The following is a 24,366-nucleotide window of genomic DNA, read 5'->3' as shown; positions in this document are numbered from 1 at the left end:
CCGCCATCACCGCCAGTAGGGGGCATGGGTGACGGGAAGTTCCGGGATAGTTCGGGTCCACATGACGGGATCGGAGTGGTTCACGTCCGCGCCCGGCGGGCTCAATCGGTACTTCACGGAGCTGTTCCACGCCCTCGCGCGGCAACCGGAGATCGCGGTGTCCGCGGCCGCCTTCGGCACGGCCGCGCCGGACGCCCCGACCGCCCGATCTTGGGGCGGCACAGGCGGTTCCACGCTGCACCGGACGCGCGCCGCGCTACTCGACCGCGCCGGACTGAGCCGCGCCACGGTGCTCGACCGGCACTTCTGCTTGTACGGACCGGTCGCCTTGTCCCGACATGGCCGGCTACCCCTGGTCGTCCACTTCCACGGCCCGTGGGCGGCGGAGAGCCGGATGACCGGACAGCACCCCGCGGCCGTGCGCGCCAAGTATCTGCTCGAACGGCTCCGATACCTCGGTGCGGACCGATTCGTGGTGCTGTCCAACCACTTTCGTGAGGTACTACATACCGACTACCGGGTTTCCCCCGATCGGGTCGCGGTCATCGCGCCCGGTGTCGACCTCGATCGTTTCCAGTCCACCCCGATACCCGCCGACACCGCGACGCGCACGGTGCTGTGCGTGCGCAGACTCGAACGCCGCATGGGCATCGATACGCTGCTGCGCGCGTGGCCCGCCGTCCTCGCCGACCATCCGGACGCCCGGCTCGTGCTCGTCGGCACCGGCACCGCGGAGCACGAACTCCGTTCCGCGGCAGCGACTCTGCGCGATACCGTCCAGTTCGCCGGACACGTCGACGACCAACGACTGACCGAACTGTACGAACTCGCCACGCTGACGGTGGTGCCCACCACCGCCCTCGAGGGTTTCGGGCTGATCGCGCTCGAATCGCTCGCGGCGGGGCGCGCGCCGATCGTCACCGACTGTGGCGGACTGCCGGATTCGGTGCACGACCTCGACTCGTCCCTGATCGTGCCCGCGGGCGACGCCGAAGCCCTCGCCGCGCGGCTGGCCGGCGCACTACACGGCGATCTGCCCAGCCCGCAACGATGCCGGGCGCACGCCGAGACATTCTCCTGGGATGTCACGGCGCGGCGGCACCTCGCGTTGTACCGGGAGGTCAGCCGATGACCAAGGCCCTGTTCCTCGCGCACACCGCGGCACCGTCGGGCGCCGAATTGGCCACGCTGCGCCTGCTGTCCGCGCTGCGGGATCTCGGTCGTGCGGATATCGCCATGGCGTATACCGAAGACGGCCCGATGGTCGAGCGTATGCGCGCCCGCGGGGTCGAAACCCTGCTGCTGCGTGGTCGTTTCGAGAGCAGGGCGATGACCATCGGCGCGGGACCGATACGACTCGTCGCCGGTTTCGCGGCGCTGCTCCGGCTGGGCTGGACGGTCGGCGGCGCCGCACGGCGGCTCGGTGCCCGCGTGCTCGTCGCGGAGAGCAGCAAAGCGCTCGTGATGGGGATCGTCGCCGCGCGGCGCGCCCGCATTCCGCTGGTCTGGCAGGTGCACGACCGGATCGCCGCCGACTATTTCGGCCGGCTGCCCACACTGGTGCTGCGCCTGCTGGGCCGCTGGTGCTGCGCCGGTTACCTCGCCAACAGCCGCACCACGCTCGACACCGTGCCGGTCGGACGCAAACCCGCGCTCGTGGCCTATCCCGGCGTCGAACCCGCCATCGGCACAACGCGTTGCGCGCAGCGCCCGCCCGCCGAGACGGTGGTCGCCGTGCTCGGCAGGCTCGCCCCGTGGAAGGGCCAGGACGTGCTGTTGCGGGCACTGGCGGCGACGAAGACGCGCCCGCACCGGGTCTACCTCATCGGCGGCACCTTCTTCGACGAGCAGGCCTATCGCACCGAACTGGAACGGCTCGCCCAGGACCTCGCACTACCGGTCACCTTCACCGGCCACGTCGACGATCCGGGCGAATACCTCTGCGCCACAGACATCCTCGTGCACTGCTCGGTCCTGCCGGAGCCGTTCGGTCAGGTGATCGTCGAAGGCATGCAGGCGGGCTGCGCCGTCATCGCCGCCCGGCCGGGCGGTCCCGCGGAAATCATCACGCCGGACGTCGACGGTCTGCTCGTCGACGGCGGGTCCGCGCACCAGCTCACCACGGCCCTGGACACCCTCATCGCCGACCCCGAGCTACGCACTCGCCTCGCCGACGCGGGGCGGGCGCGCGCCGCGGACTTCGGCAGCGCCGCGACGGCCCGCTCGGTCGCCGCCTTCCTCGATGACATCGCACAACGCAACGACGCCGCGGGCACCCCGTCTTCCTCGGAGCGAACCCCGAATGGCTGAACACGCCGCGCCGAACGGCCCCGACCGGTCGCCCTCCACAGGCGGCTCGCATCGTCGTGATCGCCGGCCGCGCCACGGTTTTCTCGCGATCATCCGCGATATCGGTTACGTCAGCTTCGGCAAATACGGGCAGTACGTCGTCACCATCGTGACCGTGCCGCTGATCGCCCGGGTGCTCGGCACCCACGGTCTCGGCCTGCTCGCGATCGGCATGTCCGCGTACTTCATCGGCTCGCTGCTGGTCGATCTCGGCATCACCTCGTACCTGGCCGCGCGGGTGCACGACGCCAACTCCCCCGAACTCGGCAGCGACCGGTTCCGGCGCGTGAACCAGCTCCGCGGCGACTATCTGGCGATCCGCGCGGGCACGCTCGGCGTACTCGGTGCCGCGCTGTTGCTCAGCTATGCCGTGGGTGCGCCGGACCATCTGGAGATGATCCTGCTCGGCTTGTTCGCCGGCGGTTTCTGGTCGGTCTCCGAGGACTGGCTGCTTATCGGTCAGGGCCGCTTCGGCGCGTCGACCGCCTATCAGGCGGTCGGCCGCATCGGATATCTGGTGCTGCTCGTCGCCGTGCTGCCCCGGATACCGAGCGCCCAGGTCGCGCTGCTGTGCCTGCTCGTGTCGTCGGTGCCCACCGTCGTGCTGACCTGGTGGGATTCGCTGCGCACCTTCGGGCGACCGGCCCGTCCCCGCGGCATTCGAACCGTGTTACGAACCGGCGCACCGGTTTTCACCTCTCGACTACTGGTCACGTCGTACGGGCAGGGCGCGGCGGCGGTGTATTCGGCGGTGCTCGACGCGGTGTCGCTCGGCCTCTACTCCGCCGGGGACCGGCTGGTCCGCGCGATCCAATCCACCCTGGATCCCATCGGTTTCGCGCTGCTCCCCCGCATGGCACGCAAGAGCACCGACGACAACTTCTGGCGTCACGCCATGCAGGCGCTGCTCGCCTGCGTCTGCACCGCGACCGTGGCCGCCGCCGCGGTGTGGCTGGCCGCGCCGACGTTGATCCACCTGGTGTTCGGTAAGGACTTCACGGCCGCCATCGGACTGTTGCGGGTGGAGACCTTCGTGCTCCCGGCCACCGCGATCACCTCGTTCGTCACCACAGCCGTCCTGCCGGTGCGCCAGGACACCACCGGTGTGCTGATCGGGGCGGTGCTCGGCACCGCCGTAGCGGCCACCGCACTCGCCATCGCGTTCCGCACCCACTCGGTGTGGACGCTGGTCTACGGCACCGTCGTCGTCGAATTCACCGTCGCCGCTTGGTATCTGCTGCGCATCCGGACGCTCATCCACCGCGAGCGGGTAACGACCGCCGACGGTCCCGCGATTGTGCTGATGCGGGAGGAGGGCGGATCATGAGAATTCTCTACCTCGGCGACGACTGGGTCGGCAGCAATGCCCGCTCGCTCGCGGACGGCTTCCGGCAGGCCGGGCACGACGTCGTCGTCCTCGACACCACCCGGGTCACGTTGCCGCGCAGGCTTTCTCCGCCGTGGATCTACGCCAGACTGAATCACCGCCGGGCGCCGTGGGATATCGCCGCGCTGCACGAAGAGATCGACGGCGCCGCCGCGGCGCTGCGCCCGGATCTGGTCTTCGTCTTCAAGGGCATCCATCTCGACCAGCGCAGGCTGCTCGACCTGCCGGCGCCGCTGCACGTGCACTACAGCCCGGACGACGTCGCGAACCCGGCGAACATCAGCCCGGAATACCTTGCGCACGAACACGAATGGGATCACGTGCTCACCACGAAGCGGCACAACGTGGCGGAGCTGCGCAAGCGTGGCGCCCGCGGCGTCGTCTTCGTGCGCAGCGCCTACGACCCGGCCTGGCATCACCCCGCCGCGCGGCGGGGCACCCGGCAGTTCCTCGTCGGTTTCATCGGGGTGTGCCGGCCCGATCGCCGCGCCGACCTGGTGGCCCTCGCCCGTACGCACGGCGCCCGGATGCTGGTGCGTGGGCCGGGCTGGCGGCGGGTGCCCGAATTGCACACCACCGGCGCGGTGGTCGGCGGCGCCGTGTACGGCCAGCGGTACTCCGAGATCGTCGCGAGCATCACCGCCAACCTGGTCCTGCTGAACTCCGGCAACCGCGACACCCACACCTGCCGCAGCTTCGAAGTGCCTGCGGCCGGTGGACTTTTCGTCGGCGAACGCACCGACGAGCACGCGGAGCTGCTCACCGACACCAGCGAATGCTTCCTGTTCTCCGACACCGGTGAACTGCGCGAGATCCTCGACTGGTGCGCGGCCCACCCCGACAAGGCCGCCGCGGTCGCCGCGGCGGGATACCGGCGAATCGTCGACGGCCACCATCGCTACGTCGACCGGGCCAGGGAGATCATCGATGCGATCGCGTGAACCGGCGTCGTCGTGACGGCCACCACCGAGGTGCTGCTGATCGCCCTCGCCCTGCTGACGATCGTGGTCGCGGCCACGGCGATTCCCGGGGTGGCGCGGGTCTTCCTGATCGCGCAGGCGGCGTTCTGGTCGCTGTCGTACCTGGGGCGGCCGCTGGTGCTGCTGCATGTGCAGCCCGAGCCGCACTACGGCGACAACGTGCCCGATCCCCGCCTGGCCGAATTCGGGTACGACCGCGGCATCGCGCTGGTGCTCGAACACGTCGTGTTCGGCCTCTGGATCTACGCGGGACTCGTTGTCGCCTACGCACTTCGGGCCCGCCGGCAGCCACCGCCGCAACAGCCGGCGCTGACCCGAGACCCCGACTTCGTGCCGACCCTCGCCGCAATGTACGGCGTCGGACTGTTCGGGCGGGCCGCCTCGGTCGCCACCGGATCCATCGGCGGTGCGGGCGATGTCGACAGCGCCAATCCGATCCTGTCCTTCGTCGCGATTCTCGCCACCATCGCCGCGCTCGGGCTGATCATCTTCATCCGACCGGCACAGCCGAAGACCACCGCGCTGATCATCGGCGGCCTGCTGCTCGGGGAACTCGCCTGGACCGCGGTCGTCGAATCGAAAACGCCGATCATCGGTGCGGCACTGGCCATCGCGATCCGCTTCGCCATCCTCGGCTGGACCAAGACCAAAGCGTTCTCCGTCGCGACCATCGGCGTGCTGGGCATCGGCGGGTTCGGCTGGTTGCAGTCGTTGAAGCAGACCGAGGTGGCCAAAGCCGAAGCGGCAGTGATCGATTCGGGCTACCCGCCGGCGGTGCAGCCGTTCCTGAGCATCCTGCGCCGGTTCGACCTGCTGGAGGCGGCCACCGACGCCTACTTCCACGGCCCCGGTCTGTGGCTCACACCCACCGAGGCTCTGCGCCATGCCACCACGAGCTTGATCCCGGGTCAGTTGCTCGGCAGCCAGAAGTTCCAGTCCGGTACGGCGTGGGCGCAGGACGTACGCGGCGCTTCGGTCGACATGACCAAGGTGTCGGTGTCGCTGGCCGAAGGCAATGTCAACGAGGGGTACGTGCTCGGCGGCTACGCCGGGGTACTCGTCTGCGCGGTGTTCACCTTCGCGCTGCTGATCGCCTGGGCCAGAGCGCTGCATTCCCGCTTCTTTCCGGTCGTGGTCCTCGGGCTGGCCATGACCGGCGCCTCCGCGCTGTTCGAGCGCGGAATCCTCGGCAGCATGGAGAATCTCGGCAAATTTCTCCAGGCGGCCGTGCTCGCGTGGCTCATCTCGCTGCTGGTGCGTGCGTACCGGCGCCGAGCCGCACCGGTTCCGCCGCGCGCGGAACCAGACCTTGTCGGGGCTGTCCCTCTTACCGAGAAAGCGTCCACCCCATGGGATTGATCGACTATTGGCATATCGTGCGCCGCCGCTGGGTCATCATCGTCGCGGCCGTGGTGGTGTGCCTAGCGGCGGCGGGTGGCTACGCGAGCACGCTGCCGACCACCTACCTCGCCGCCAGCAGCATGTACGTGTCGATGGCGACCGGTACCTCGGTCAACGACTCGTACCAGGGTGGCCTGGCCGCCCAGCAGCGCGTCCGCTCGTATCTGGACCTGGCGACCAGCGCGACCGTCGCCAAGCGGGTCATCGACGACCTCGGACTACAGATGTCGGTCGGCGAGGTGCAGAGCAAGATCAAGGCGTTCTCCCCGCCCGCGACCACCAACCTGGTCATCACCGTCGAGTCCGGCACCGCGGAGGGGGCGCGCGATCTGGCCAATTCGGTGGTGGCCCAATTCCGCAGGCTCGTCGACGAATTGGAGACGATCGTGCGGGACGCGGCGCCGGCGGCGCGGGTCGCGGTGGTCGACCGCGCCGAACTGCCGACCGCGCCGAGCGGACCGCAGACGAACCGCCTCCTGGTACTGGGCGTGCTCGCCGGTCTCGCGCTCGGCTGTGCGGGCGCGTTCGTCCGGGACCGCACCGATCGCACCCTGCGCACGTCCAACGATCTCGAAGCGCTGCTACCCGTGCCGATCCTCGGGATAATCGACGCCGGGCGCCCCGGCGCACCCGACGAGACGCGGCGGCTGCGCACCCGGCTGCTGCGCGAAAACGAGTCCGGGAGTGTGCAGATCACCAGCCTGTCGTCCCGGTCGGAGCCGGAAGTGGCGGCGGCCCTGGCGAAATCGCTGGCCGACACCGGCAGCAGCGTGCTGCTGATCGACGCGGACACCTCCGGCAACGGCAGCTCCGGCACCGTCCCGGACGCGAAACTCGGGCTGGCCGAGGTGCTACGCGACGGCACCCCGGTCTCCGACGCGCTCACCGCACTGCCGGAAACCGGCGTGACGGTGCTGCCGCTGGGCGGGGCCGACGCGCAGACCCCCGACCTGCTCGCCTCGGACCGGTTCGTCTCGGTCGTCGCGAAGCTGCGCACCGAATACGACCACCTCATCATGCAGACCGCACCGGTGACCCGCGCTGCGGACGCCATCGCGCTCGCGCCGCTCTGCGGCCGGACCATCGCCGTCGTCCCGCTCGGCAGCACCACCGCGCCGCAATTGCGCGGTGCGCTGGCCACTTTCGGCGACAACAGGCTGACCGGCGCGGTAGCGTACAGCAAGCCGGGCAACCGGCTGCAGCGGCTCGGCGACAGGCTGCGGCTATGAATGGGCGCATGACGGATCCCAGCGTTGGCGAGGCAGGGTCATGAGCAAAGAAGCAGTCGGTCGGCGGGGTATGTTGGCGGCCGCGTTCGGGGCGGTCGGCGCGGTGCCGGTACTGGCCGCGTGCGGCAGCACACCCGAGGTCGGGCCGCCCACGATCGAATTCCGTTCGCCGCATGTCACCGACGCACCTGCGGCGCGCAACGTCCGCGACTTCGGCGCCGTCGGTGACGGCCTCGCCGACGATACGGCCGCCATCGCGGCGGCGGCCGCCGTCACGGACAAACCGCTCGTCATGTATCTACCCGCCGGCCACTACCGGGTGACGGCGTGGCCCGAATTGCACGACTACGCCACGGTTCTCGGCGACGGCGCCGACGTGACGGTGATCAGTTGCGAGGCCGATACGACGCTCATTCACCTCCATCAGCGCAACCGGGTGCGGTTCGCGCGAATCGGTTTCTACCTGGCCGGGCCCAAGGCGACCGGGATCGTGCTGTCGGAATGTTTTCGGTGCTCGTTCGATTCGGTGGTGATCCGCGGTAATCACCTCAGCGACAACCATCCGCGCTACCTGGCGCAGCGCGGCGTGGTACTGGAGGGCAATACCGGCGGCACCTCGTTCGTCAACTGCGACATCAACAATTTCGGCTACGGCATCGTCACGTCCTGTATCCAGAACTACGTCACCTCGTCCAAGCTCACCAGCAACTTCATCGGCGTGCTGGGCACCGGTAACGATCACAACGCCGGATTGGCGCTCACCAACGTCGAATTCGTGTCCGATGCCGATCCGCGCACCACCGATCGGCACATCCTCGTCGACGGTGCGGCCAACGACTGGTGGCTGACCAATGTCTGGTTCGAGGGCGCCGAGGTCGCGCTGTCCATCGGGCACGCCGATCGGGGCGGTCCCGCGCAGTTCGGCATGATCAACTGCAAGGTGGCGGCGCGCAGCGTCGGGCTCGACCTGATCTATTGCCGCCAGCCGTATCTCGCCAACGTGCAGTTCGACAGGGATCTGGACCGGCCGCCGACCGAGCTGCGGATCGATCCGGCAGGCTGCCCCGAGGGCACCGCGGTGAACCTGATCTCCACCGCCGCGGACGATCTCAACCCGGCGGTGTTCCCCGACCGCTGGCATGTGCTGGGGCGCACCGGCATGCACACCCCCGCCTTCACCGGCACGGTCGTGATCAAGGCGGGGCGCAGCGACGCCGACGTATTCCAAACGCAGTCCGCCGACGGCGCCGTACGCGCGGCCGTCCTCGGGAGCGGAACTTGGCTCTCCGAGCACAGCGAAGGAGGTCTCGTGCTCAAAGACGCGTCCGGGACATATTGGCGGGTGTCCATCTCCACCGAGGGCGCCCTGAAGACCATGTCCTTGGGTAAACAGCGGCCGCGCGAGTAGCCGCCATGATCCGATCGAAATCGTTGGCGCGCAGCAGACTCGGGCCGGTGTCGTTGCACGGCAGCACGGTCGTGCTGCGCCCGCCCCGGCTCGCCGACTACCCGTACTGGCGCCACATCCGGCTGCGCGACCGGCGGCATATCGAGCCGTTCTGGTACAGCTCGGCGCTGGACTGGGACGCACGGCACTGCGGAACCCATTGGGTACGTGAATGTCTCATGATCCGCGCGGAGGCCAGAGCGGGTCGCCGGCTGGCCACCGTGATCGAAGTCGACGGCCGGTTCGCGGGACAGATCGAGCTCGGCACGATCGACGCCGCGACCGGCGCCGCGGAAATGGGCATCTGGGTCGACGCCACGGTGGCCCGGCACGGCATCGGCGGATTGGCGGCGGCCATGCTGCTGGACCACGGCTTCACCCGGCTCGGGCTGCAGCGGATCACCGCGCCGATCTCACCGGCCAACGTCGCCGCCGCCCACGGCGCGGCCGGGGTCGGTTTCCGCCGGGAAGCGTTGATGGGCAGGTACTTCGACGTGGGCGGGGCGCGCCGCGATCACGAACTCTGGGCGGTCACGGCGGGTGATCGCCCGCCGGACGGGTTCGCCGGGCACTGGCTCGCGCGCCACGAGACGCCCGGTGCCGCACCGCTGCCCGCACCCACCGATCCGGTGCCGCCGGCTCTGCCCAAGCTCGCCATGTTGATCGCGGGCGCACGCTTCTACGCAGGGCGCGCGGTGCACCTGTTCGATCCGCTCGGCACACCGCCGCCGATCCGGCTCACCGACCCGGACCATCCCGAGGTCGTCCTCCGGACCCGCAAGCCCACCGACTGGCGGCGCTGGCGAGCCGCGCGGTCGCGCTGCCGGGCCGAGCTGGATCCGGACGCCTCGGCACCCGAGCCGATCTGGGCCGCGCAGCACTCCTGGTCGCACTGGGTACGGCAGTATCTGCGCACCCGCGCCGGGCTGCGCTCGGCGGGCGGCCTGGTTCTCGCGATCGAGGTGGACGGTGAGTACGCCGGCGAGGCCCGGTTGTTCGATCGGGATATGTTCGATCGCAACGCCCGCATGTTCGTCTGGGCCGATCCGGCGCACGCCGAGCACGTCCGCGTCGCGGCCACCAGGGGTCTGCTCACGCTCGCTTTCGGACCGCTCGGGCTGTGCCGCGTCGCAACCACCATCGCGCCGGGCGATCGGGCCGCCGCCGAGATCGCCGCCCGGGTCGGCATGGCACACGAAGGGCAGATGCGCGATTCGGTCGACGCCACCGGCCGCCGCGCCGATCACGACCTGTGGGCGATCACCACACCCAGCCCACCGGAACACACCTCGGCACCGTCTCTGTCCACCGATCCGTCACCCCGCAGCTCCGGGAAACAGTGAGTACCAATCCGCATACAGAGCAACCGAATTCGCTGTGCACGAGTTCACCGAACCGGCGCGGGTGCAACTGTGCTCCGCCTGACACGCAACAGGTCCCCATTTCGACCTCCGCTCGACTGGCTCGCGCGCCTACCCTCGAAGGCGATGTACCGCTGACGAAGGGATCGACCCGATGGCCGCACCGGCCCACGCCACCGTCGCGGCCGAGTACGCACGACAGATCCGCGACGGTGTCCTCGCCGCCGGTGCCCGGCTACCGAGCCAGGCCGAATTGGCCGCGCGGCATGGCGTTTCCCGTGCCGCCGTCCGCCGGGCGCTCGAGCTGTTGCGCGAGCAGCGCCTCGTGCACACCGTCGCGCGGCGCGGCACCTTCGTCGGCGACGGTTCCGCATGCCGCGCCGCCGAACCGGTGGACGACGATGTCGACGAGATCCGCGCCGTGGCCCATCCGATCCGGCGGGCACAGCTCGCCGCCAGCCTTATCACGCACTACCAACTGCGGATCGCCGAGCTCTCCGGCATCCGGCAGACCGCGATCGAGGACGCGCACGATCAGGGCATGAGCCTCACCGATATCGGCGCCCGGCTCGGCCTCACCGACGGTCTGCCGGCTCGGATGCGCCGCGCCGACCGGTTCGGCTGAGATCCCGTTCGGACACACCGACCGGCCGCTTTGTGGCCTGTGCGGCACTGCCGTCGTTGCCCGGACAAGCCCGGTGGCGCGGACGTACAGTGATGCGCAGAACCCGTCGCGTACCGGAGGATTCGTACGGGTCAGTGTGCCGAACCGCGGGGAGATCATCATGGTGTCCGATCCCGAGCAGCCGGCGACGCCGCACGGCCGGTTCGCCCGGAGCAACGAACTCCAGGCGCGGCTGCACGAACTCGTCCCGGGCGGCGCGCACACCTACGCCAGAGGCGCGGACCAGTATCCCGAACAGATGGCCCCGGTGCTGGTGCGCGGCAACGGCTGCCGAGTGTGGGACGCCGACGGCAATTGCTACGTCGAATACGGCATGGGATTGCGCTCGGTCACCCTCGGGCACGGATTCGCACCGGTGCTCGACGCCGTGCGCGCCGCGATCGCCGACGGCGTCAGCTTCAGCAGGCCGACCGAGCTGGAACTGCTGGCCGCACAGGACTTCCTCGCCCTGGTGCCCGGCGCCGACATGGTGAAGTTCGCGAAGAACGGTTCCGACGCGACCACTGCCGCGGTGCGGCTCGCCCGCGCCGCCACCGGCCGGACCGCGCTGGCCGTCTGCGATCAACCGTTCTTCTCGGTCGACGACTGGTTCATCGGCACCACCGCGATGTGCAACGGCATCCCCGCCGAGATCGCGGCCGATACCCTGCGTTTCCGCTACAACGATCTCGATTCGCTGGCGGCGGTGCTCGATTCGGGGCGCGTCGCCGCGGTGATCATGGAGGCGGCCACCGCACTGGCCGAGCCTGCGCCGGGCTTCCTGGCAGGCGTTCGCGCCCTCTGCGACCGGCACGGCGCCCTGCTCGTCTTCGACGAAATGATCACCGGCTTCCGGTGGTCGGCCGGTGGCGCGCAGGCGGTCTACGGCGTCCGGCCGGACCTGTCCTGCTGGGGCAAGGCGATGGGCAACGGGTTCCCGCTCTCCGCGCTGGCCGGCAAGCGCGAGTACATGGAGCTCGGCGGGCTGCGCACCGACGACGATCGGGTCTTCCTGCTGTCCACCACGCACGGCCCGGAATCGGCGTCGCTCGCCGCCTTTCGCGCGGTGGTGCGGGAGTACCGCACCGGCGATCCCATCACGCGCATGGAGCGGGCCGGTCAGCGCCTCGCCGACGGAGTCAACCTGATCGCCGCGGATCTCGGCATCGCCGATCACCTTCAAGTACTCGGCCGCCCGTCGTGTCTCATCTTCGTCACTCGCGATCCGAACGGGCGGCCCTCGCAGGAGTTCCGCACCTTGTTCCTGCAAGAGCTGCTGCAGCGGGGCGTGCTCGGTCAGTCGTTCGTCACCTCCGCCGCGCACGCCGACGGCGATATCGACGTGACCGTCGCGGCCTGCCGCGAAGCGGCCGCGGTGTACCGCAAGGCCATCGACCAGGGCAGCGTGGACGGCCTGCTCATCGGCCGCCCGGTCGCGTCGGCCATTCGTCGCCGAGCCGCGCCGCGCCGCATTCGACGGGACGGCGAATGACGCAGCCGAACAAGGCGTTTCGAGCGACGGAACACCCGCCGGAATGGCACAGCGTGCAAGGTTGCAGTCATGGCAGCCCCGCAGTCCGTGCGACAAAGCACGCGACGCACGGGGCGGCGGTGACGCTCAAAGCCCTTGCCGCGCCGCGCTTCCCCTGGCCGAACGGATGAGCGGCCCACGCGTCGCGGTGGTGCACGAACGCTTCACCGAGTTCGGCGGTTCCGAGGCCGTCGTCGGCGAACTGGCCGAAACCTGGGAGCGCACGGAGGTTTTCGCGCCGATCGTCGATCCGGCAGGCGTGCGGGCGCCGCTGACCGCGGTGCACGATACCTGGCTCAGCCGTGCGTATGCCGTGACCGGCCGCCGTTCGCACGCTCCGCTGCTGCCCTTCGCGCCGCGCGCGCTGCGCCGGCTGCCGCTCGCACACCGCTTCGACGCCGTCGTCATCAGCCATCACGCGTTCGCCACCCAGGCCGCGTTCGCCGCCGACGTACCGGTCCTCGCCTATGTGCACAGCCCGGCACGCTGGGCGTGGGACAAGGACTTCCGCGCGCAGGAGGCGGGCGGGCCCGCGGGCCGGCTCGCCCTGTCCGCGCTCGGCAGGCTGGCCCGGCACGCCGAATTGCGGGCCGCGCCTCGACTGTCCCGGGTCGTCGCCAATTCCCGCGCCGTGGCCGCGCGGGTGCACGACTGGTGGGGACTGCCCGCCACGGTCGTCTACCCGCCGGTACAGATCGACAGCTTCACGCCCGACGCCGCGGTAGCGCGGGAGGACTTCTTCCTGTTCGCGGGCAGGCTGGTGCCGTACAAGCGACCGGATCTGGCCATTCGGGCCGCGCAGCGCGCGGGCCGCGAACTCGTCGTGCTAGGCGACGGCCGCTTCCGCGCGCAACTGGAATCCCTGGCCGGGCCGGAGACCACCTTCCTGGGCGCGACCTCACACGAAGTTCTGGTCGACGCATACCGCCGCTGTCGCGCACTGCTGATGCCGGGCGTCGAGGATTTCGGCATCGTCCCGGTAGAGGCGATGGCCTGCGGCACCCCGGTGCTCGCGGTCGATCGCGGCGGCGCGCTGGACACGGTCCGGCCGGGCGTGACCGGAGAGCACGTCGCGCACGGCGCCGACGAAACCGTCGTCGACAACCTGGCCGCGGCGATGCGGGACTGCACCCCCACCGACTACCGGACCGAGGTCATCCGCGCGCATGCGGAAACCTTCTCCCCCACCGCCTTCCGCGCCAACATGGCCGATGCGATGACCGAACTGCTCGGCTGACTTTCAGGCCAGGCAGGTCGGCGCCGGCGGTTTCGGCGCGTTCCAGTCGTTCACCGTGATCCACTGGAACACCGCGGATCGCCGCTTCATATAACGCAGCAGACCTTCGTTCGTCTCACACAGTTCCTGCAGATTTCCGACCACATAACTCTCTGTGATCAGGGCCTGGAGTTTTTCGTTGTAGGCCGCTTCGCCCGCGCACATGGCGTTTCGTGTGTCTTTGTCGAATACCGGATTTCCGTACAGCGCACGCCGCGTTTCGGTGTGCACCGGTTTGTCGAAGATCAACGGCGAGAGCTCCAGCCACTCGCCGATCTCCTGATACCAGCGGTCGTCGTGGTCGGAGCCGTCGCACATGTGCTCGTCGGCTTCGATCGCCACGCCGAAGATCACCGCATCGGCCCGCGCCGCCGGTCCGAGCACCAGCAGCGCGGCACCGAGCGCACAGGTCACCATCGAGGTCGTGCGTGAGAATTTCAAAGACCCGAGCCCTCCAAAATGGTCGTGAACTTTCGACTGCTCCTCGGCTACGCAGTATTACATTCACCAACCGGTCGCTCGGGAAACTCCCGTACACCTCGGTGCGCCGTGTCGAAAAACGGCGCGGTCGTGTTCTAGGTGAGCTGATATGTCGCCAGGACGGCTTTGTGGTCGGTAACCCATTTCTGCGGTGTCGCGAGAAAATTGTCCTGGGTATTCTCCTCGCGCCGGGCATTGCGCACGATCGAGCCGCGCGGTCCCACGATGCCCACGTCGGCGAGCCGCAGCGCGGCGCCCGGTCCGGCGAAGATGTAGTCGATGCGGTCACGTTCGTCGGCCTCGGGCGCCCAGGTGAGCTGCGAGACCGGCGCGTCGGGATTGCTCGCGGGCCAGGTGAAGCCCGGATGCGTCACCGGATCCGGGTAGCGGGAGCGGTAGGCGTCGACGAACCCGGCCTGCTGTAGTCGGCGGGTGCTCTCCCACGGCAGCACCACGCCGTTGTGGTCGAACAGATGCGCCGCCGCTGGCGTCCAGTCCAGCGCGGACGGTTCGTTGAAGTCGCCACCCATGAGCACCGAACTGCCCGCCGCCGCTTCCGCTTTCGCGTCCTCGAGGAAGGCGCCGATCGCTTGGGGACGTCCGGAGGCGATGTTCACCCGCTGCACCGCGGCGGGATCGGTCACCGGCCCGTCCGGCAGCTTGTTCCAGCCGAATTCGGAGTACTCCCCCGGCGCGGGCACACCGGCGCCGTAGCCGCGCGGCAGATAGGTGGCGTACCAGCGATATTCGAGGTGCGCGGCGTAGGCGGTGATGCGCTTGCCCCCGACGCTCAACCGGGCCTTGACCATCCAGCCCAGATCCGCGCTCTCCTCGACCGGGAACGCCGAGAGCACACCGGTATCACCCGAGGCGACCGCTTCGAACTTCTGGCCCTTCTGCTCCAGCGCCGCCGCGATCGCCTTCGTCGCCTTGTTCGCCTCCGACAGCAGCACCACCGAGGCACGCGTATCGATGATCAGATCGGCCACCAGGCCGATCCCATCGGGGATCTTGCTCGCGCCCATCCAGATGTTGATCGCGAGCACCCGGATCTCCTCGGTCGCGGGCGCGGCGGTGGCCAGCGGCATCGCCGCGCCGACGGCCAGCGCACCGCCCGCCGCGCCGAACCATTTCATCGCATCGCGTCGTGTCATCGAACTCGTCATGGTGACCATCACTCCGATCGTGTGCACAGCGGGACAGAGGTGTTCATTTCCTGGCTATCCACCCAACTGGAATATCCCGTGAACTCGGCGAGAGCGCAGAGCGAACAGCGACGGCGGCACGCGCGAACGGTGGCCCCGGCCGACCCCGCATGGCACAGTCAGAACATGAACGCGCGCCGTCGCTTTGCCGTGGTCGTTGCCGGACTCGTGAGCACGGCGCTCGTCGCCGGGTGCGGCACGGCGAACGACCAGGGCGGCGGGCCGGTCACCTCGACCGTGCCCGGCGTGGTGCCGCTGATCTCGACCGACGACCTCGGCGCGGCCGAGGCCGGCGAAGTACACCTGTTCGGTCTCAACGACCTGCACGGCAATCTGCAGCCGCCGGCCGGCTCGACCGGCAAGATCGCCGGGCACGACGCGGGCGGGGCCGCCTATCTGGCCACCCACCTCGCCCGCCTGAAAGCCGCGTACCCCGCCAGCGCGGTGGTCGCGGCCGGTGACGACATCGGCGCGAGCCCGCTGATCTCCGGTCTCTTCCACGACGAACCGACCGTCACCTTCATGAACAACATCGGGGTGGCCGCCTCGTCGGTCGGCAATCACGAATTCGACCGCGGCGTCCTCGAATTGGCCCGCATCCAGCAGGGCGGCTGCCCGCCGGACGGTTGTTCGCCCGGCGCACCGTTCACCGGCGCGAAGTTCCCGTACCTGGCCGCGAACGTGACCGACGCCGAGGGCAAGCTGCCGCCCGCGCTGCGGCCGTGGACCATGCTGGAGGTCGGCGGGCACAAAATCGGCGTGATCGGCACGGTCACCCCGGACACCACCAATCTCGTGCTGCCCGCGGGGATCCGGGGGTACCGGTTCGACGACGAGGCCGCGACGATCAACCGCTATGTGCCGGAGGTGAAGTCCGCGGGCGCCGAGACGATCGTCGCGTTGATGCACGACGGCGGCAGCCAGCGGCCGCCCAAGGATGTGCCGGTCGACTACAACGGGTGCGCCGATATCAGCCCGAACGTCACGGGGCTGGCCAAGGCGATCGACCCGGCGGTGCAGGCGCTGTTCACCGGCCACAGCCATCAGTCCTATGTGTGCACGATCGAGGGCAAGGTGGTCACCCAGGCCGCGTCCTACGGCAGGCTCATCACCGATCTGACGCTGCGTTTCACCCCAGACGGCGTGCGGGCGTCCGCGGTCAACCGGGTGGTGACCCGCGAGGTGACGCCGGACGGGCCCACCACGGCGCTCGTCGATTTCTATGCTGACCAGGCACGGCCGCGCACCGCCCGGGTGGTCGGCACGGCCACCGCGGTGCTGTCGCACGATCCGGGGCCGTCGGGCACCGCACCGCTCGGCGACGTCATCGCCGATTCGATGCTCGCGGCCACCGCCGGACCGGCGGGTGCGGTCGCGGCGTTCATGAACCCGGGCGGGGTCCGCGCGGACATCAAAGCGGGCCCGGTCACCTACGGCGACATCTTCACGGTCCAGCCGTTCGGTAACCAGGTCGTCACGCTCACGCTCACCGGAACGCAGGTGCTGCGGCTGCTCGAACAGCAGTGGACCAATGCGAGCAAGCCGGCCGTGCTCTCCCCCGCCGGTATCACCTACGCCTACACCGAATCCGCGCCGAAGGGCGCGAAGGTGTCGGCCGAGAGCGTGCGAATCGGCGGACAACCACTCAATCCCGTTGCGACGTACCGGATCACGACGAACAGCTTCCTCGCCGCCGGCGGCGACGGGTTCGCCGTCTTCACCGAGGGCACCGACAGCGTCCCCGGCCCGACCGACCTGGACGCCTTCGAGGCCTACTTCCGGGACCATCCCGCCGTGCAGCCGCCGGCCGCCCGGGTGGAGCGGCGTTAGCTCATCGGATGCCGGACGACTACTGGTCAAATGACCAGTGAAGGTATACCTGGAAATTGTTGTAACACTTACCCTTTGACCTGCACAGACAGGTGACCAGTCCCACAGCCGCAGACCGACCGGAACGCTTGCCGGGGTCGCGCGGAATCCATTACTGTTTCCTATAAGTCAGGACGAAGGGGTTCCTACTTTCGGCCCGACCGCTGTTACCGCGTCAGGGGGCACGTCGCGGCCGGACCAGTATCTCCGCATTCACTGTTGCATGCCGGATTACTTTGTGCGACAACATGGTTCGAGTGAACAGCAGGAGAGGACGATGGCTACCTACATCGTGACGGGCGGTACCGGATTCTTGGGACGACGGGTCGTCCAAGAGCTGCTGGACCACGATCCCGACGCCGTGGTCCATGTGCTGGTGCGCGAGGGCTCGCTGCAGAAGTTTGCTGACCTGGCCACCGCGTGGCACGGCGGCGAGCGGGTGTTCTCCCTGGTCGGCGACCTCACGGCGGACGACCTCGGGCTCACCCGGGAGGCACCGGCGGCCGAACACGTGATCCATCTCGGCGCCGTCTACGACATGACCGCCGACGAGGACACCGCGCACGCCGCCAATGTCGCGGGCACCCGCTCGGTGATCGCCCTGGCCCGCCGGATCGGCGCTGTGCTGCACCATGTTTCGTCGGTCGCGGTGGCCGGCGACCACAAGGGCAAGTTCTTCGAAGAGGACTTCGACCTCGGTCAGCGGCTCACCTCGCCCTACCACCGCACCAAGTTCGCCGCCGAGCAGCTGGTGCGCGAGGCGCAGGGCCTGCGCTGGCGGGTGTACCGGCCCGCAATCGTGGTCGGCGATTCGCGCACCGGCGAGATGGACAAGATCGACGGGCCCTACTACTTCTTCTCCGCCATCGCCAAGCTTGCGGCGCTGCCGTCGGAACTGCCGATGCCGCTGCCCGATCTCGGCGCGACCAACATCGTCCCCGTCGACTATGTCGCCGCCGCCATGGCCACGCTGATCCGCAAGCCCGGACTCGACGGGCGCACCTTCCACCTGGTCAACCCGGAGCCGCAGCCGTTCAGCGCGGTGTACGGCGCGCTCGCCGCGGCGGCGGGCGCCCCCACCGGCATCGGCGTCGTGCCGGGCAGTGCGCTGGCGCTGACCGGGCTGGCGCAATTGCCCGGCGTCGCGTCGGTGCGCGATTTCCTGTTGGAGCAGTTGGGCATTCCCGCGGCCGTCGCTCCGCACACCTCCTTCGCCGCGGAGTTCATCTCCGATTCCACCCGGGCGCAGTTGCGCGGCTCCGGACTGAGCGTGCCGCCGTTCGAAAGCTACGCCGAGCGGCTCTGGAGCTACTGGCGTGCGCATCTGGACACTCATCGCGACCGCCCCGAGATCACCGACGATCCGCTCAGCGGCCGGATCGTGCTCATCACCGGCGCCTCCTCGGGCATCGGGCTGGCCACCGCGCACGCGGTCGCCCGGCGCGGCGCCACCGTGCTCATGGTGGCGCGCGGCAAGGACGACCTGTCCGACGCCGCCGATTCGGTGCGTGCGGAAGGCGGTGTGGCCTATGACTATCCGTGCGACATCACCGACGCCGACGCGGTCGAATCGCTGGTGCGCGCCGTGCTCACCGAACACGGCCACGTCGACTACCTGGTGAACAACGCGGGCCGGTCGATCCGCCGCTCGGTGCTCAACTCCACCGATCGCATGCACGATTTCGAGCGGACCATGGCGGTGAACTACTTCGGCGCAGTCCGGCTGATCCTGGCCCTGCTGCCGTCGATGCGGGCCCGGCGCTTCGGCCACGTCGTCAACATCTCCTCGATCGCCGTGCAGACCAAGGTGCCCCGGTTCGCGGCCTATGTCGCGAGCAAGTCGGCGCTGGACAACTTCAGCGAAATCGCGGCGGTGGAGAACCGGGACGCAGGCATCACTTTCACCTCGGTGCGGATGCCGCTCGTGCGTACCCCGATGATCGCGCCGACCGATCTCTACCGCTCGCTGCCGGTCCCCGACCCGGACCAGGCCGCCGCCATCGTGGTGCGCGCTCTGGAGGATCGCCCGCACCGCATCGACACCCCGGTCGGCACCTTCGCCCAGGCGGTCGAGCTGCTGATGCCGTCGGTGAAGCGGACGATCCTGCACCAGGGCTTCCGCTTGTTCGGGGAATCCCATGCGGCACAGGGCAACAAGGCCGTCGCGTCCGCGCAGCCCGCAGCCGCAGAGCGCGGCCGTAGCCCGCTGACCGTGCTCGCGCCGGTGCTCATGCCGCTGATGGCGCTGCCCGGCCCCGCGGCGCGGGTGGCCCGGGTGGTGCCCGGATTGCAGTGGTAGTCACCAGGATTTGAATTCCGGTCGACTCGCGTGCGCAAATTGCGGGCGACCGGTTCAGACGCGGGCCTGACGGTTCGGCACGATATCGGGATACCGGTAGTGTATTCGTGCGATGCAGTGCCGAACCGTGTGCATCTCCGCGTGCAGTTCACGCAGCCGTTGCGTTTGGAAAGTCCGTTCGGCGGTACTGATTGCGCGGGCGAGCCCGCGCGCGTGAGTGGCAAGCAAGTCGAGAAATACCCGGGCTTGTGCGATGTCGGGATCATCGGACATTCGCTGTTCCTATCACGCCCGCTCGCGGCCGGACCCCTCGAACTCCGCGCGTTCCACGGGATTTCGCCGCACCGTGTCCGAATCGAAAAGGACTACCGGTGTTTCAGAGAAATTGCGGCGCCCGGTGCCGAAATGCCGGTGCGGTGGGGCCGGATCGGCCCCACCGCGGATTCCCGGCGGAGAACTACACTCGATCCGCCGCGAACCAGGCGGCCGGCCACATGGCCCAGCCGTAGTTGCCGTGCTGCGTCGGGTCGAGACCGCCACCGCAGACGGGATCGCCACCCGTGCAGTAGTTTCCGGTGCGCCAGGCGTACTGACCCGGCACGTTCCAGCCGATCAGCCGGACCGGATCACCGAAGAGCAGCACCGCGGCCACCCGCGACTCCAGTTCGCCGGGCAGCACCGCCATGCCGCCGAGTGCCGTCACCACGCCGGTACCGAGCACACCGTGCGTGACGACCGCGCCCTGCGAATAGCCGACCAGGATGAACCGCTGGTCCGGGCACGCCGCCGCCTGCCACAGCAGGTGACCGGTCATATCGTGGGTGCCGCGGCTCACCGACGCCGGATCGAGCAGGTCCGCAGGATAATTCACGCGATACGCGGTGGAACTCACCGGTAGCGCCTGCAGCAACGTGCCGTAGAGCGGGTCCCCGACCGCGGCGCCGAGGTAGCCGGGTTCCTGTGTGCCCCGTGCGACTACCACGTCGATCGCGGCGCAGGGCGACGCCCATGCGGGCGATCCCGTCGTCGCTCCGAAACCCGCGGCCAGTAGTAGCACGATGAAAACTCGTACCACCCGCCACTTTTCGAAATGAATTACCTTCCGGTTTGCCATCGTGATCACCCACTCACGCCGTTGTGAGAAGCCGAGTGACACTTGTCAGCGACAAGTGCCACTCGGCTATATCTGCGAAGGTAAGAACGGCTGAGTAGGTCGTCAAGGAAGTCGACCCGAACGATGCGGACTCAACGCCGAATCGTGTCCTGGCTAATCTTTTCTACGGAACGAGAACCGCTGCGCCAGTGAATCGTCCGTGGGCGAGATCGGCCAGGGCCTGATCTGCCCTGCCCAGGGAGTACCCACGGGTGGTCACTTCTATGCGGTGTTCGCCTGCGAGCGCGAGAAATTCACGCGCGTCGGCCCGGGTGTTCGCGGTGACCGAGCGAATTTCCCGCTCCTGGAACAGATGCCGCTGATAATTCAACGCCGGGATGTCGCTCAGATGAATACCCGCGATCGCCAGGACGCCGCCGCGGTCGAGCGCGGCCAGCGCGGGCGGCACCAGCGTGCCCACCGGCGCGAACAAGATCGCCGAATCGAGTTGCACCGGAGGCGGATCCGCCGCACCCTGTGCCGACGCCGCGCCGAGGGCGCGCGCCAACTCCTGCGCGGCCGGATCCCGGGTCATCACATGCACCTCGGCGCCGCGCGCGAGCGCGACCTGCGCGGCGATGTGCGCGCTGCCGCCGAAACCGTAGATGCCGAGGTGGCCACCGGGCGGCAACTGCGCGCGCTGCAGCGAGCGATAGCCGATGATGCCGGCGCAGAGCAGCGGCGCTGTTTCTTCGTCGGTGTAGTTCTCCGGCAGACGCAGCGCGTAATCGGCTGGCACAGTGGCGTATTCGGCGTATCCGCCGTCAGCGTCCCACCCTGTGTAAATCGAACGGGGACAAAGGTTCTCGAGTCCGCGCAGGCAGTACTTGCAGGCGCCGCAGGTGTGCCGCAGCCAGGCGATGCCGACCCGGTCGCCCACGGCGAAGCCGTCCGCAGGACGCTCGTCGGCACTCGCGCCGACCGCCGAACCGACCGCGACCACCTCCCCGACCACCTCGTGTCCGGGCACCACCCCGGCGCGATGCACGGGCAGATCCCCCTCGGCGACATGCAGGTCCGTCCGGCAGACGCCGCAGGCCAGCACCCGCACCAGCAGTTCGTCGGCGGCCGGCTCGGGCACGGGCTCGTGCACTTGATCCAGCGGTCCCGCATCGATCGGCCCCGGGCGACGGACTCGCCATCCGGTCATCGATCCCGACCGCGCAACCTCGTTCATGCTCAACTCTCCTTGTCCCCGGGACACCTGGCCGAGCCGCACTGGCAATTCGATGCTGCGTGCGACCCTACTCAACCGATTCCACCCTGTCGCCGCACCAACTCTGATACATTTATGTATTGAATACAGTTTTGTATCCAATCGACCGGCCCGCTGCCACCACCCGCGGCCGGTCCCGCTCGAGGAGGTGCCCGTGGCGTCGTCCACCCCACCGGGAACCGCGACGAGCCGGGTCACCCGCCGCCGCGCCGAAACCCGCGAGCGGCTGCTGACCGCGGCGTATGAGGCCTTCAGCGAGGAGGGCTTCGGCAAGGCCACCGTGGAACGGGTCTGCGAACGCGCCGGCTTCACCCGCGGCGCCTTCTATTCCAACTTCGTCTCGCTCGACGAACTGTTCCTGGCGATGTGGGAACAGCGATCGGCCGCCATGCTCGCCGATATCAAGCGTGTCCTCGACGACATGCTGATCGGCGGTGACGACGACCTGCGCACCGCCATCGAACGGATGGCACGCGCGGTGCCCATCGACGAGGGCTGGTACCGGATCACCGCGGAGTTCACCGCCCACGCGCTGCGCCATCCCGAACTTCGCCGGGTGATGGCCGCGCGCGAAGAGGCGATCAGCGCCGCGCTGATGCCGGCCGTCGTCGCGGGACTGGCCCGGATCGGTCGCGCGGTCCCCGATCCGGCGGCGCTCGGCCAGGCCCTCGTCGCGGTGCACGACGGCACCAGCGTGCAGGTCCTGATGGAACCGCGCAGCCGCGCGGTGCGCAAGCGCCGCACCGAGCTCATCTACCACGTCGTGCTGGCCTATAGCACCGAAACCGAAGGATGAAGATGACCGACAGCGCCACCGAATTCGCACAGCAGGCCGACGTCATCGTCGTCGGCGCCGGGCTGGCCGGCCTCGTCGCGACACACGAACTGGTCAAGGCGGACCGCAAGGTGCTCGTGCTCGATCAGGAGAACCGCAACAATCTCGGTGGGCAGGCGTTCTGGTCACTCGGCGGGCTGTTCATGGTGGACACCCCCGAGCAGCGCCGGCTCGGGATCAAGGACTCCTACGAACTGGCACTGCAGGATTGGCTCGGCTCGGCCGGTTTCGACCGCGACGACGAGGACCTGTGGGCACGGCAGTGGGCCCGGGCCTACGTGCGTTTCGCCGCCACCGAGAAGCGCGACTACCTGCACGAACTCGGCCTTCGGATCACGCCGGTGATCGGCTGGGCCGAGCGCGGCGGCGGTTTCGCGGACGGACACGGCAATTCGGTGCCGCGGTTCCATCTCACCTGGGGCACCGGGCCGGAGGTCGTGCGGGTGTTCGCCGAACCCGTGCTCGAAGGGGAACGGCGCGGGCTGGTCGGCTTCGGCTTCCGCCACCGGGTCGACGAGTTGATCGTCGAGGACGGCGCGGTCGTCGGCGTCCGCGGCGGGGTGCTGGAGCCGAGCGACCTGGCACGCGGCCAGGCGTCGTCTCGGAACGTAGTGCGCGAGTTCGAGTTCCGCGCACAGGCGGTGATCGTCACCTCCGGCGGCATCGGGCACAATCACGAATTGATCCGGCGCAACTGGCCGGTCGAGCGGCTCGGCAAATGCCCGGAGACCATGATCTCCGGCGTGCCCGCGCACGTGGACGGACGGATGCTCGGCATCACCGAGGCGGCCGGCGGCGCCATCGTCAACCGGGACCGCATGTGGCACTACACCGAAGGCATCGTCAACTGGGACCCGATCTGGCCCGATCACGCCATCCGGATCATCCCCGGCCCGTCTTCGATGTGGTTCGACGCGAACGGAAGGCGTTTGCCCGCACCGTGTTTCCCGGGTTACGACACCAACGCGACCATGAAGGAGATCCTGTCCACCGGCTACGACTACTCCTGGTTCGTGCTGACCCAGTCGATCATCGAGAAGGAGTTCGCGCTGTCGGGTTCCGAGCAGAACCCCGACATCACCGGCAAGGACCTCAAACTCACCCTCAAGAGCCGCATCGCCAAGGGCGCGCCGGGTCCGGTCGAGGCGTTCAAGCAGCACGGCGTCGACTTCGTGGTCGCGGACACGCTGCGGGAGCTGGTCGCCGGGATGAACAAGATCGCCCGCGGTCCGCAGCTGGATCACGACACGCTGGAGCGGCAGATCGTCGCGCGGGACCGCGACGTCACCAACAAGTACTCCAAGGACAGCCAGCTGATGGCGATCACCAACGCGCGCCAGTACTTCGGCGACAAGGCGGGACGCGTCGCCAAACCGCACCGGATCCTCGACCCCGCCGCGGGCCCGCTCATCGCGGTCCGGTTGAATATCCTCACGCGAAAGACGCTGGGCGGCTTGCAGACCAACCTCGACTCACAGGTGATCCGGCAGGACGGCAGCGCTTTCCCCGGTCTCTACGCCGCGGGCGAGGTGGCCGGTTTCGGCGGCGGCGGGGTGCACGGTTACAACGCGCTGGAGGGCACCTTCCTCGGCGGCTGCATCTTCTCCGGGCGGGCCGCAGGTTTGGCACTGGCCGCGACATTGCGGTGATCGGCGCATAATCGGCAGATCATCCCGCAGGTCAC

General features: G+C 69.0%; 20 protein-coding genes. 15 read left to right on the top strand and 5 right to left on the bottom strand.

The window, feature by feature from the left end:
- The first annotated feature begins 61 nt into the window (after positions 1–61).
- The 11 genes from TY25_RS28475 (at position 62) to TY25_RS28425 (ending at position 13,586) form a co-directional block, all read left to right on the top strand.
- The gene (locus TY25_RS28475; protein ID WP_042261116.1) at positions 62–1,132 is read left to right on the top strand and encodes a glycosyltransferase family 4 protein; all 1,071 of its coding nucleotides are present in this window, start codon (positions 62–64) and stop codon (positions 1,130–1,132) included.
- Positions 1,129–2,310: a glycosyltransferase family 4 protein gene (locus TY25_RS28470; RefSeq protein WP_042261114.1), complete on the top strand. Its 1,182-nt coding sequence runs from the start codon at positions 1,129–1,131 to the stop codon at positions 2,308–2,310. The genes TY25_RS28475 and TY25_RS28470 overlap by 4 nt, the downstream gene beginning before the upstream one ends.
- Positions 2,303–3,676, top strand: a complete 1,374-nt coding sequence (locus TY25_RS28465; protein WP_088606863.1) for a lipopolysaccharide biosynthesis protein — start codon at positions 2,303–2,305, stop codon at positions 3,674–3,676. Before TY25_RS28470 ends, TY25_RS28465 begins: the two co-directional genes overlap by 8 nt.
- Positions 3,673–4,677, top strand: coding sequence for a CgeB family protein (locus tag TY25_RS28460; RefSeq protein WP_042261112.1), 1,005 nt, complete (start codon positions 3,673–3,675; stop codon positions 4,675–4,677). Before TY25_RS28465 ends, TY25_RS28460 begins: the two co-directional genes overlap by 4 nt.
- A gap of 12 nt (positions 4,678–4,689) precedes the next feature.
- A complete protein-coding gene (locus tag TY25_RS28455) occupies positions 4,690–6,075 on the top strand; it encodes a hypothetical protein (RefSeq protein ID WP_042261110.1) in 1,386 nt (461 codons plus the stop codon).
- Complete coding sequence (locus TY25_RS28450) at positions 6,066–7,346, top strand: Wzz/FepE/Etk N-terminal domain-containing protein (protein WP_042261108.1); 1,281 nt, start codon at positions 6,066–6,068, stop codon at positions 7,344–7,346. Before TY25_RS28455 ends, TY25_RS28450 begins: the two co-directional genes overlap by 10 nt.
- Before the next feature lie 40 nt (positions 7,347–7,386).
- Positions 7,387–8,754 (top strand): right-handed parallel beta-helix repeat-containing protein, encoded by a 1,368-nt coding sequence (locus tag TY25_RS28445; RefSeq protein WP_042261106.1) that lies wholly within the window; start codon positions 7,387–7,389, stop codon positions 8,752–8,754.
- 5 nt (positions 8,755–8,759) lie between these two features.
- Positions 8,760–10,136, top strand: coding sequence for a GNAT family N-acetyltransferase (locus TY25_RS40840; protein WP_081869158.1), 1,377 nt, complete (start codon positions 8,760–8,762; stop codon positions 10,134–10,136).
- Between the two features lie 172 nt (positions 10,137–10,308).
- Positions 10,309–10,779 (top strand): winged helix-turn-helix domain-containing protein, encoded by a 471-nt coding sequence (locus tag TY25_RS40835; RefSeq protein ID WP_052383248.1) that lies wholly within the window; start codon positions 10,309–10,311, stop codon positions 10,777–10,779.
- A gap of 160 nt (positions 10,780–10,939) precedes the next feature.
- Complete coding sequence (locus tag TY25_RS28430; protein WP_042261267.1) at positions 10,940–12,310, top strand: glutamate-1-semialdehyde 2,1-aminomutase; 1,371 nt, start codon at positions 10,940–10,942, stop codon at positions 12,308–12,310.
- Positions 12,311–12,476: 166 nt separating this feature from the next.
- Entirely contained in the window at positions 12,477–13,586 is a 1,110-nt protein-coding gene (locus TY25_RS28425; protein ID WP_042261104.1) for a glycosyltransferase, read from the top strand.
- Between the two features lie 3 nt (positions 13,587–13,589).
- Here the strand turns inward: TY25_RS28425 and TY25_RS28420 are convergent, their stop codons facing one another.
- Positions 13,590–14,066 (bottom strand): hypothetical protein, encoded by a 477-nt coding sequence (locus tag TY25_RS28420; protein ID WP_042261103.1) that lies wholly within the window; start codon positions 14,064–14,066, stop codon positions 13,590–13,592.
- 134 nt (positions 14,067–14,200) lie between these two features.
- Complete coding sequence (locus tag TY25_RS28415; protein WP_226887375.1) at positions 14,201–15,259, bottom strand: endonuclease/exonuclease/phosphatase family protein; 1,059 nt, start codon at positions 15,257–15,259, stop codon at positions 14,201–14,203.
- A gap of 177 nt (positions 15,260–15,436) precedes the next feature.
- On the opposite strand from TY25_RS28415, the gene TY25_RS28410 reads away from it, so the two are divergent.
- Positions 15,437–17,140 (top strand): bifunctional metallophosphatase/5'-nucleotidase, encoded by a 1,704-nt coding sequence (locus TY25_RS28410; RefSeq protein WP_052383256.1) that lies wholly within the window; start codon positions 15,437–15,439, stop codon positions 17,138–17,140.
- Between the two features lie 316 nt (positions 17,141–17,456).
- Positions 17,457–19,478, top strand: a complete 2,022-nt coding sequence (locus tag TY25_RS28405; protein WP_042261102.1) for an SDR family oxidoreductase — start codon at positions 17,457–17,459, stop codon at positions 19,476–19,478.
- A 54-nt stretch (positions 19,479–19,532) separates the two neighbouring features.
- Here the strand turns inward: TY25_RS28405 and TY25_RS28400 are convergent, their stop codons facing one another.
- From TY25_RS28400 to TY25_RS28390, 3 genes are all read right to left on the bottom strand, one after another.
- The gene (locus tag TY25_RS28400; RefSeq protein WP_042261100.1) at positions 19,533–19,751 is read right to left on the bottom strand and encodes a hypothetical protein; all 219 of its coding nucleotides are present in this window, start codon (positions 19,749–19,751) and stop codon (positions 19,533–19,535) included.
- A 184-nt stretch (positions 19,752–19,935) separates the two neighbouring features.
- Positions 19,936–20,592 carry a cutinase family protein gene (locus TY25_RS28395; protein WP_042261261.1) on the bottom strand — a complete coding sequence of 219 codons (657 nt, stop codon included), beginning with the start codon at positions 20,590–20,592 and terminating at the stop codon, positions 19,936–19,938.
- A gap of 163 nt (positions 20,593–20,755) precedes the next feature.
- Entirely contained in the window at positions 20,756–21,781 is a 1,026-nt protein-coding gene (locus TY25_RS28390) for a zinc-binding alcohol dehydrogenase family protein (RefSeq protein ID WP_042261259.1), read from the bottom strand.
- A gap of 220 nt (positions 21,782–22,001) precedes the next feature.
- Between TY25_RS28390 and TY25_RS28385 the strand changes: the two genes are divergently transcribed.
- Together TY25_RS28385 and TY25_RS28380 are read left to right on the top strand one after the other, a co-directional pair.
- Entirely contained in the window at positions 22,002–22,643 is a 642-nt protein-coding gene (locus tag TY25_RS28385) for a TetR/AcrR family transcriptional regulator (RefSeq protein WP_042261098.1), read from the top strand.
- A complete protein-coding gene (locus tag TY25_RS28380; protein ID WP_081869157.1) occupies positions 22,640–24,331 on the top strand; it encodes an FAD-binding dehydrogenase in 1,692 nt (563 codons plus the stop codon). The genes TY25_RS28385 and TY25_RS28380 overlap by 4 nt, the downstream gene beginning before the upstream one ends.
- The last annotated feature ends 35 nt before the right edge of the window (positions 24,332–24,366 follow it).

This window comes from Nocardia brasiliensis NBRC 14402, from assembly GCF_000308475.2.
Taxonomy (GTDB): Bacteria; Actinomycetota; Actinomycetes; order Mycobacteriales; family Mycobacteriaceae; genus Nocardia; species Nocardia brasiliensis.
Note: the sequence above shows the minus strand (reverse complement) of the source record. Positions and strands in the feature narration are given on the sequence as shown.

Bases quoted from the DNA above. Each gene is read 5' to 3' on its own strand.
- TY25_RS28475 (WP_042261116.1), top strand. From the start codon at position 62: ATGACGGGATCGGAGTGGTTCACGTCCGCGCCCGGCGGGCTCAATCGG.
- TY25_RS28470 (WP_042261114.1), top strand. From the start codon at position 1,129: ATGACCAAGGCCCTGTTCCTCGCGCACACCGCGGCACCGTCGGGCGCC.
- TY25_RS28465 (WP_088606863.1), top strand. From the start codon at position 2,303: ATGGCTGAACACGCCGCGCCGAACGGCCCCGACCGGTCGCCCTCCACA.
- TY25_RS28460 (WP_042261112.1), top strand. From the start codon at position 3,673: ATGAGAATTCTCTACCTCGGCGACGACTGGGTCGGCAGCAATGCCCGC.
- TY25_RS28450 (WP_042261108.1), top strand. From the start codon at position 6,066: ATGGGATTGATCGACTATTGGCATATCGTGCGCCGCCGCTGGGTCATC.
- TY25_RS28445 (WP_042261106.1), top strand. From the start codon at position 7,387: ATGAGCAAAGAAGCAGTCGGTCGGCGGGGTATGTTGGCGGCCGCGTTC.
- TY25_RS40840 (WP_081869158.1), top strand. From the start codon at position 8,760: ATGATCCGATCGAAATCGTTGGCGCGCAGCAGACTCGGGCCGGTGTCG.
- TY25_RS40835 (WP_052383248.1), top strand. From the start codon at position 10,309: ATGGCCGCACCGGCCCACGCCACCGTCGCGGCCGAGTACGCACGACAG.
- TY25_RS28430 (WP_042261267.1), top strand. From the start codon at position 10,940: ATGGTGTCCGATCCCGAGCAGCCGGCGACGCCGCACGGCCGGTTCGCC.
- TY25_RS28425 (WP_042261104.1), top strand. From the start codon at position 12,477: ATGAGCGGCCCACGCGTCGCGGTGGTGCACGAACGCTTCACCGAGTTC.
- TY25_RS28415 (WP_226887375.1), bottom strand. From the start codon at position 15,259: ATGACACGACGCGATGCGATGAAATGGTTCGGCGCGGCGGGCGGTGCG.
- TY25_RS28410 (WP_052383256.1), top strand. From the start codon at position 15,437: ATGAACGCGCGCCGTCGCTTTGCCGTGGTCGTTGCCGGACTCGTGAGC.
- TY25_RS28405 (WP_042261102.1), top strand. From the start codon at position 17,457: ATGGCTACCTACATCGTGACGGGCGGTACCGGATTCTTGGGACGACGG.
- TY25_RS28400 (WP_042261100.1), bottom strand. From the start codon at position 19,751: ATGTCCGATGATCCCGACATCGCACAAGCCCGGGTATTTCTCGACTTG.
- TY25_RS28395 (WP_042261261.1), bottom strand. From the start codon at position 20,592: ATGGCAAACCGGAAGGTAATTCATTTCGAAAAGTGGCGGGTGGTACGA.
- TY25_RS28390 (WP_042261259.1), bottom strand. From the start codon at position 21,781: ATGACCGGATGGCGAGTCCGTCGCCCGGGGCCGATCGATGCGGGACCG.
- TY25_RS28380 (WP_081869157.1), top strand. From the start codon at position 22,640: ATGAAGATGACCGACAGCGCCACCGAATTCGCACAGCAGGCCGACGTC.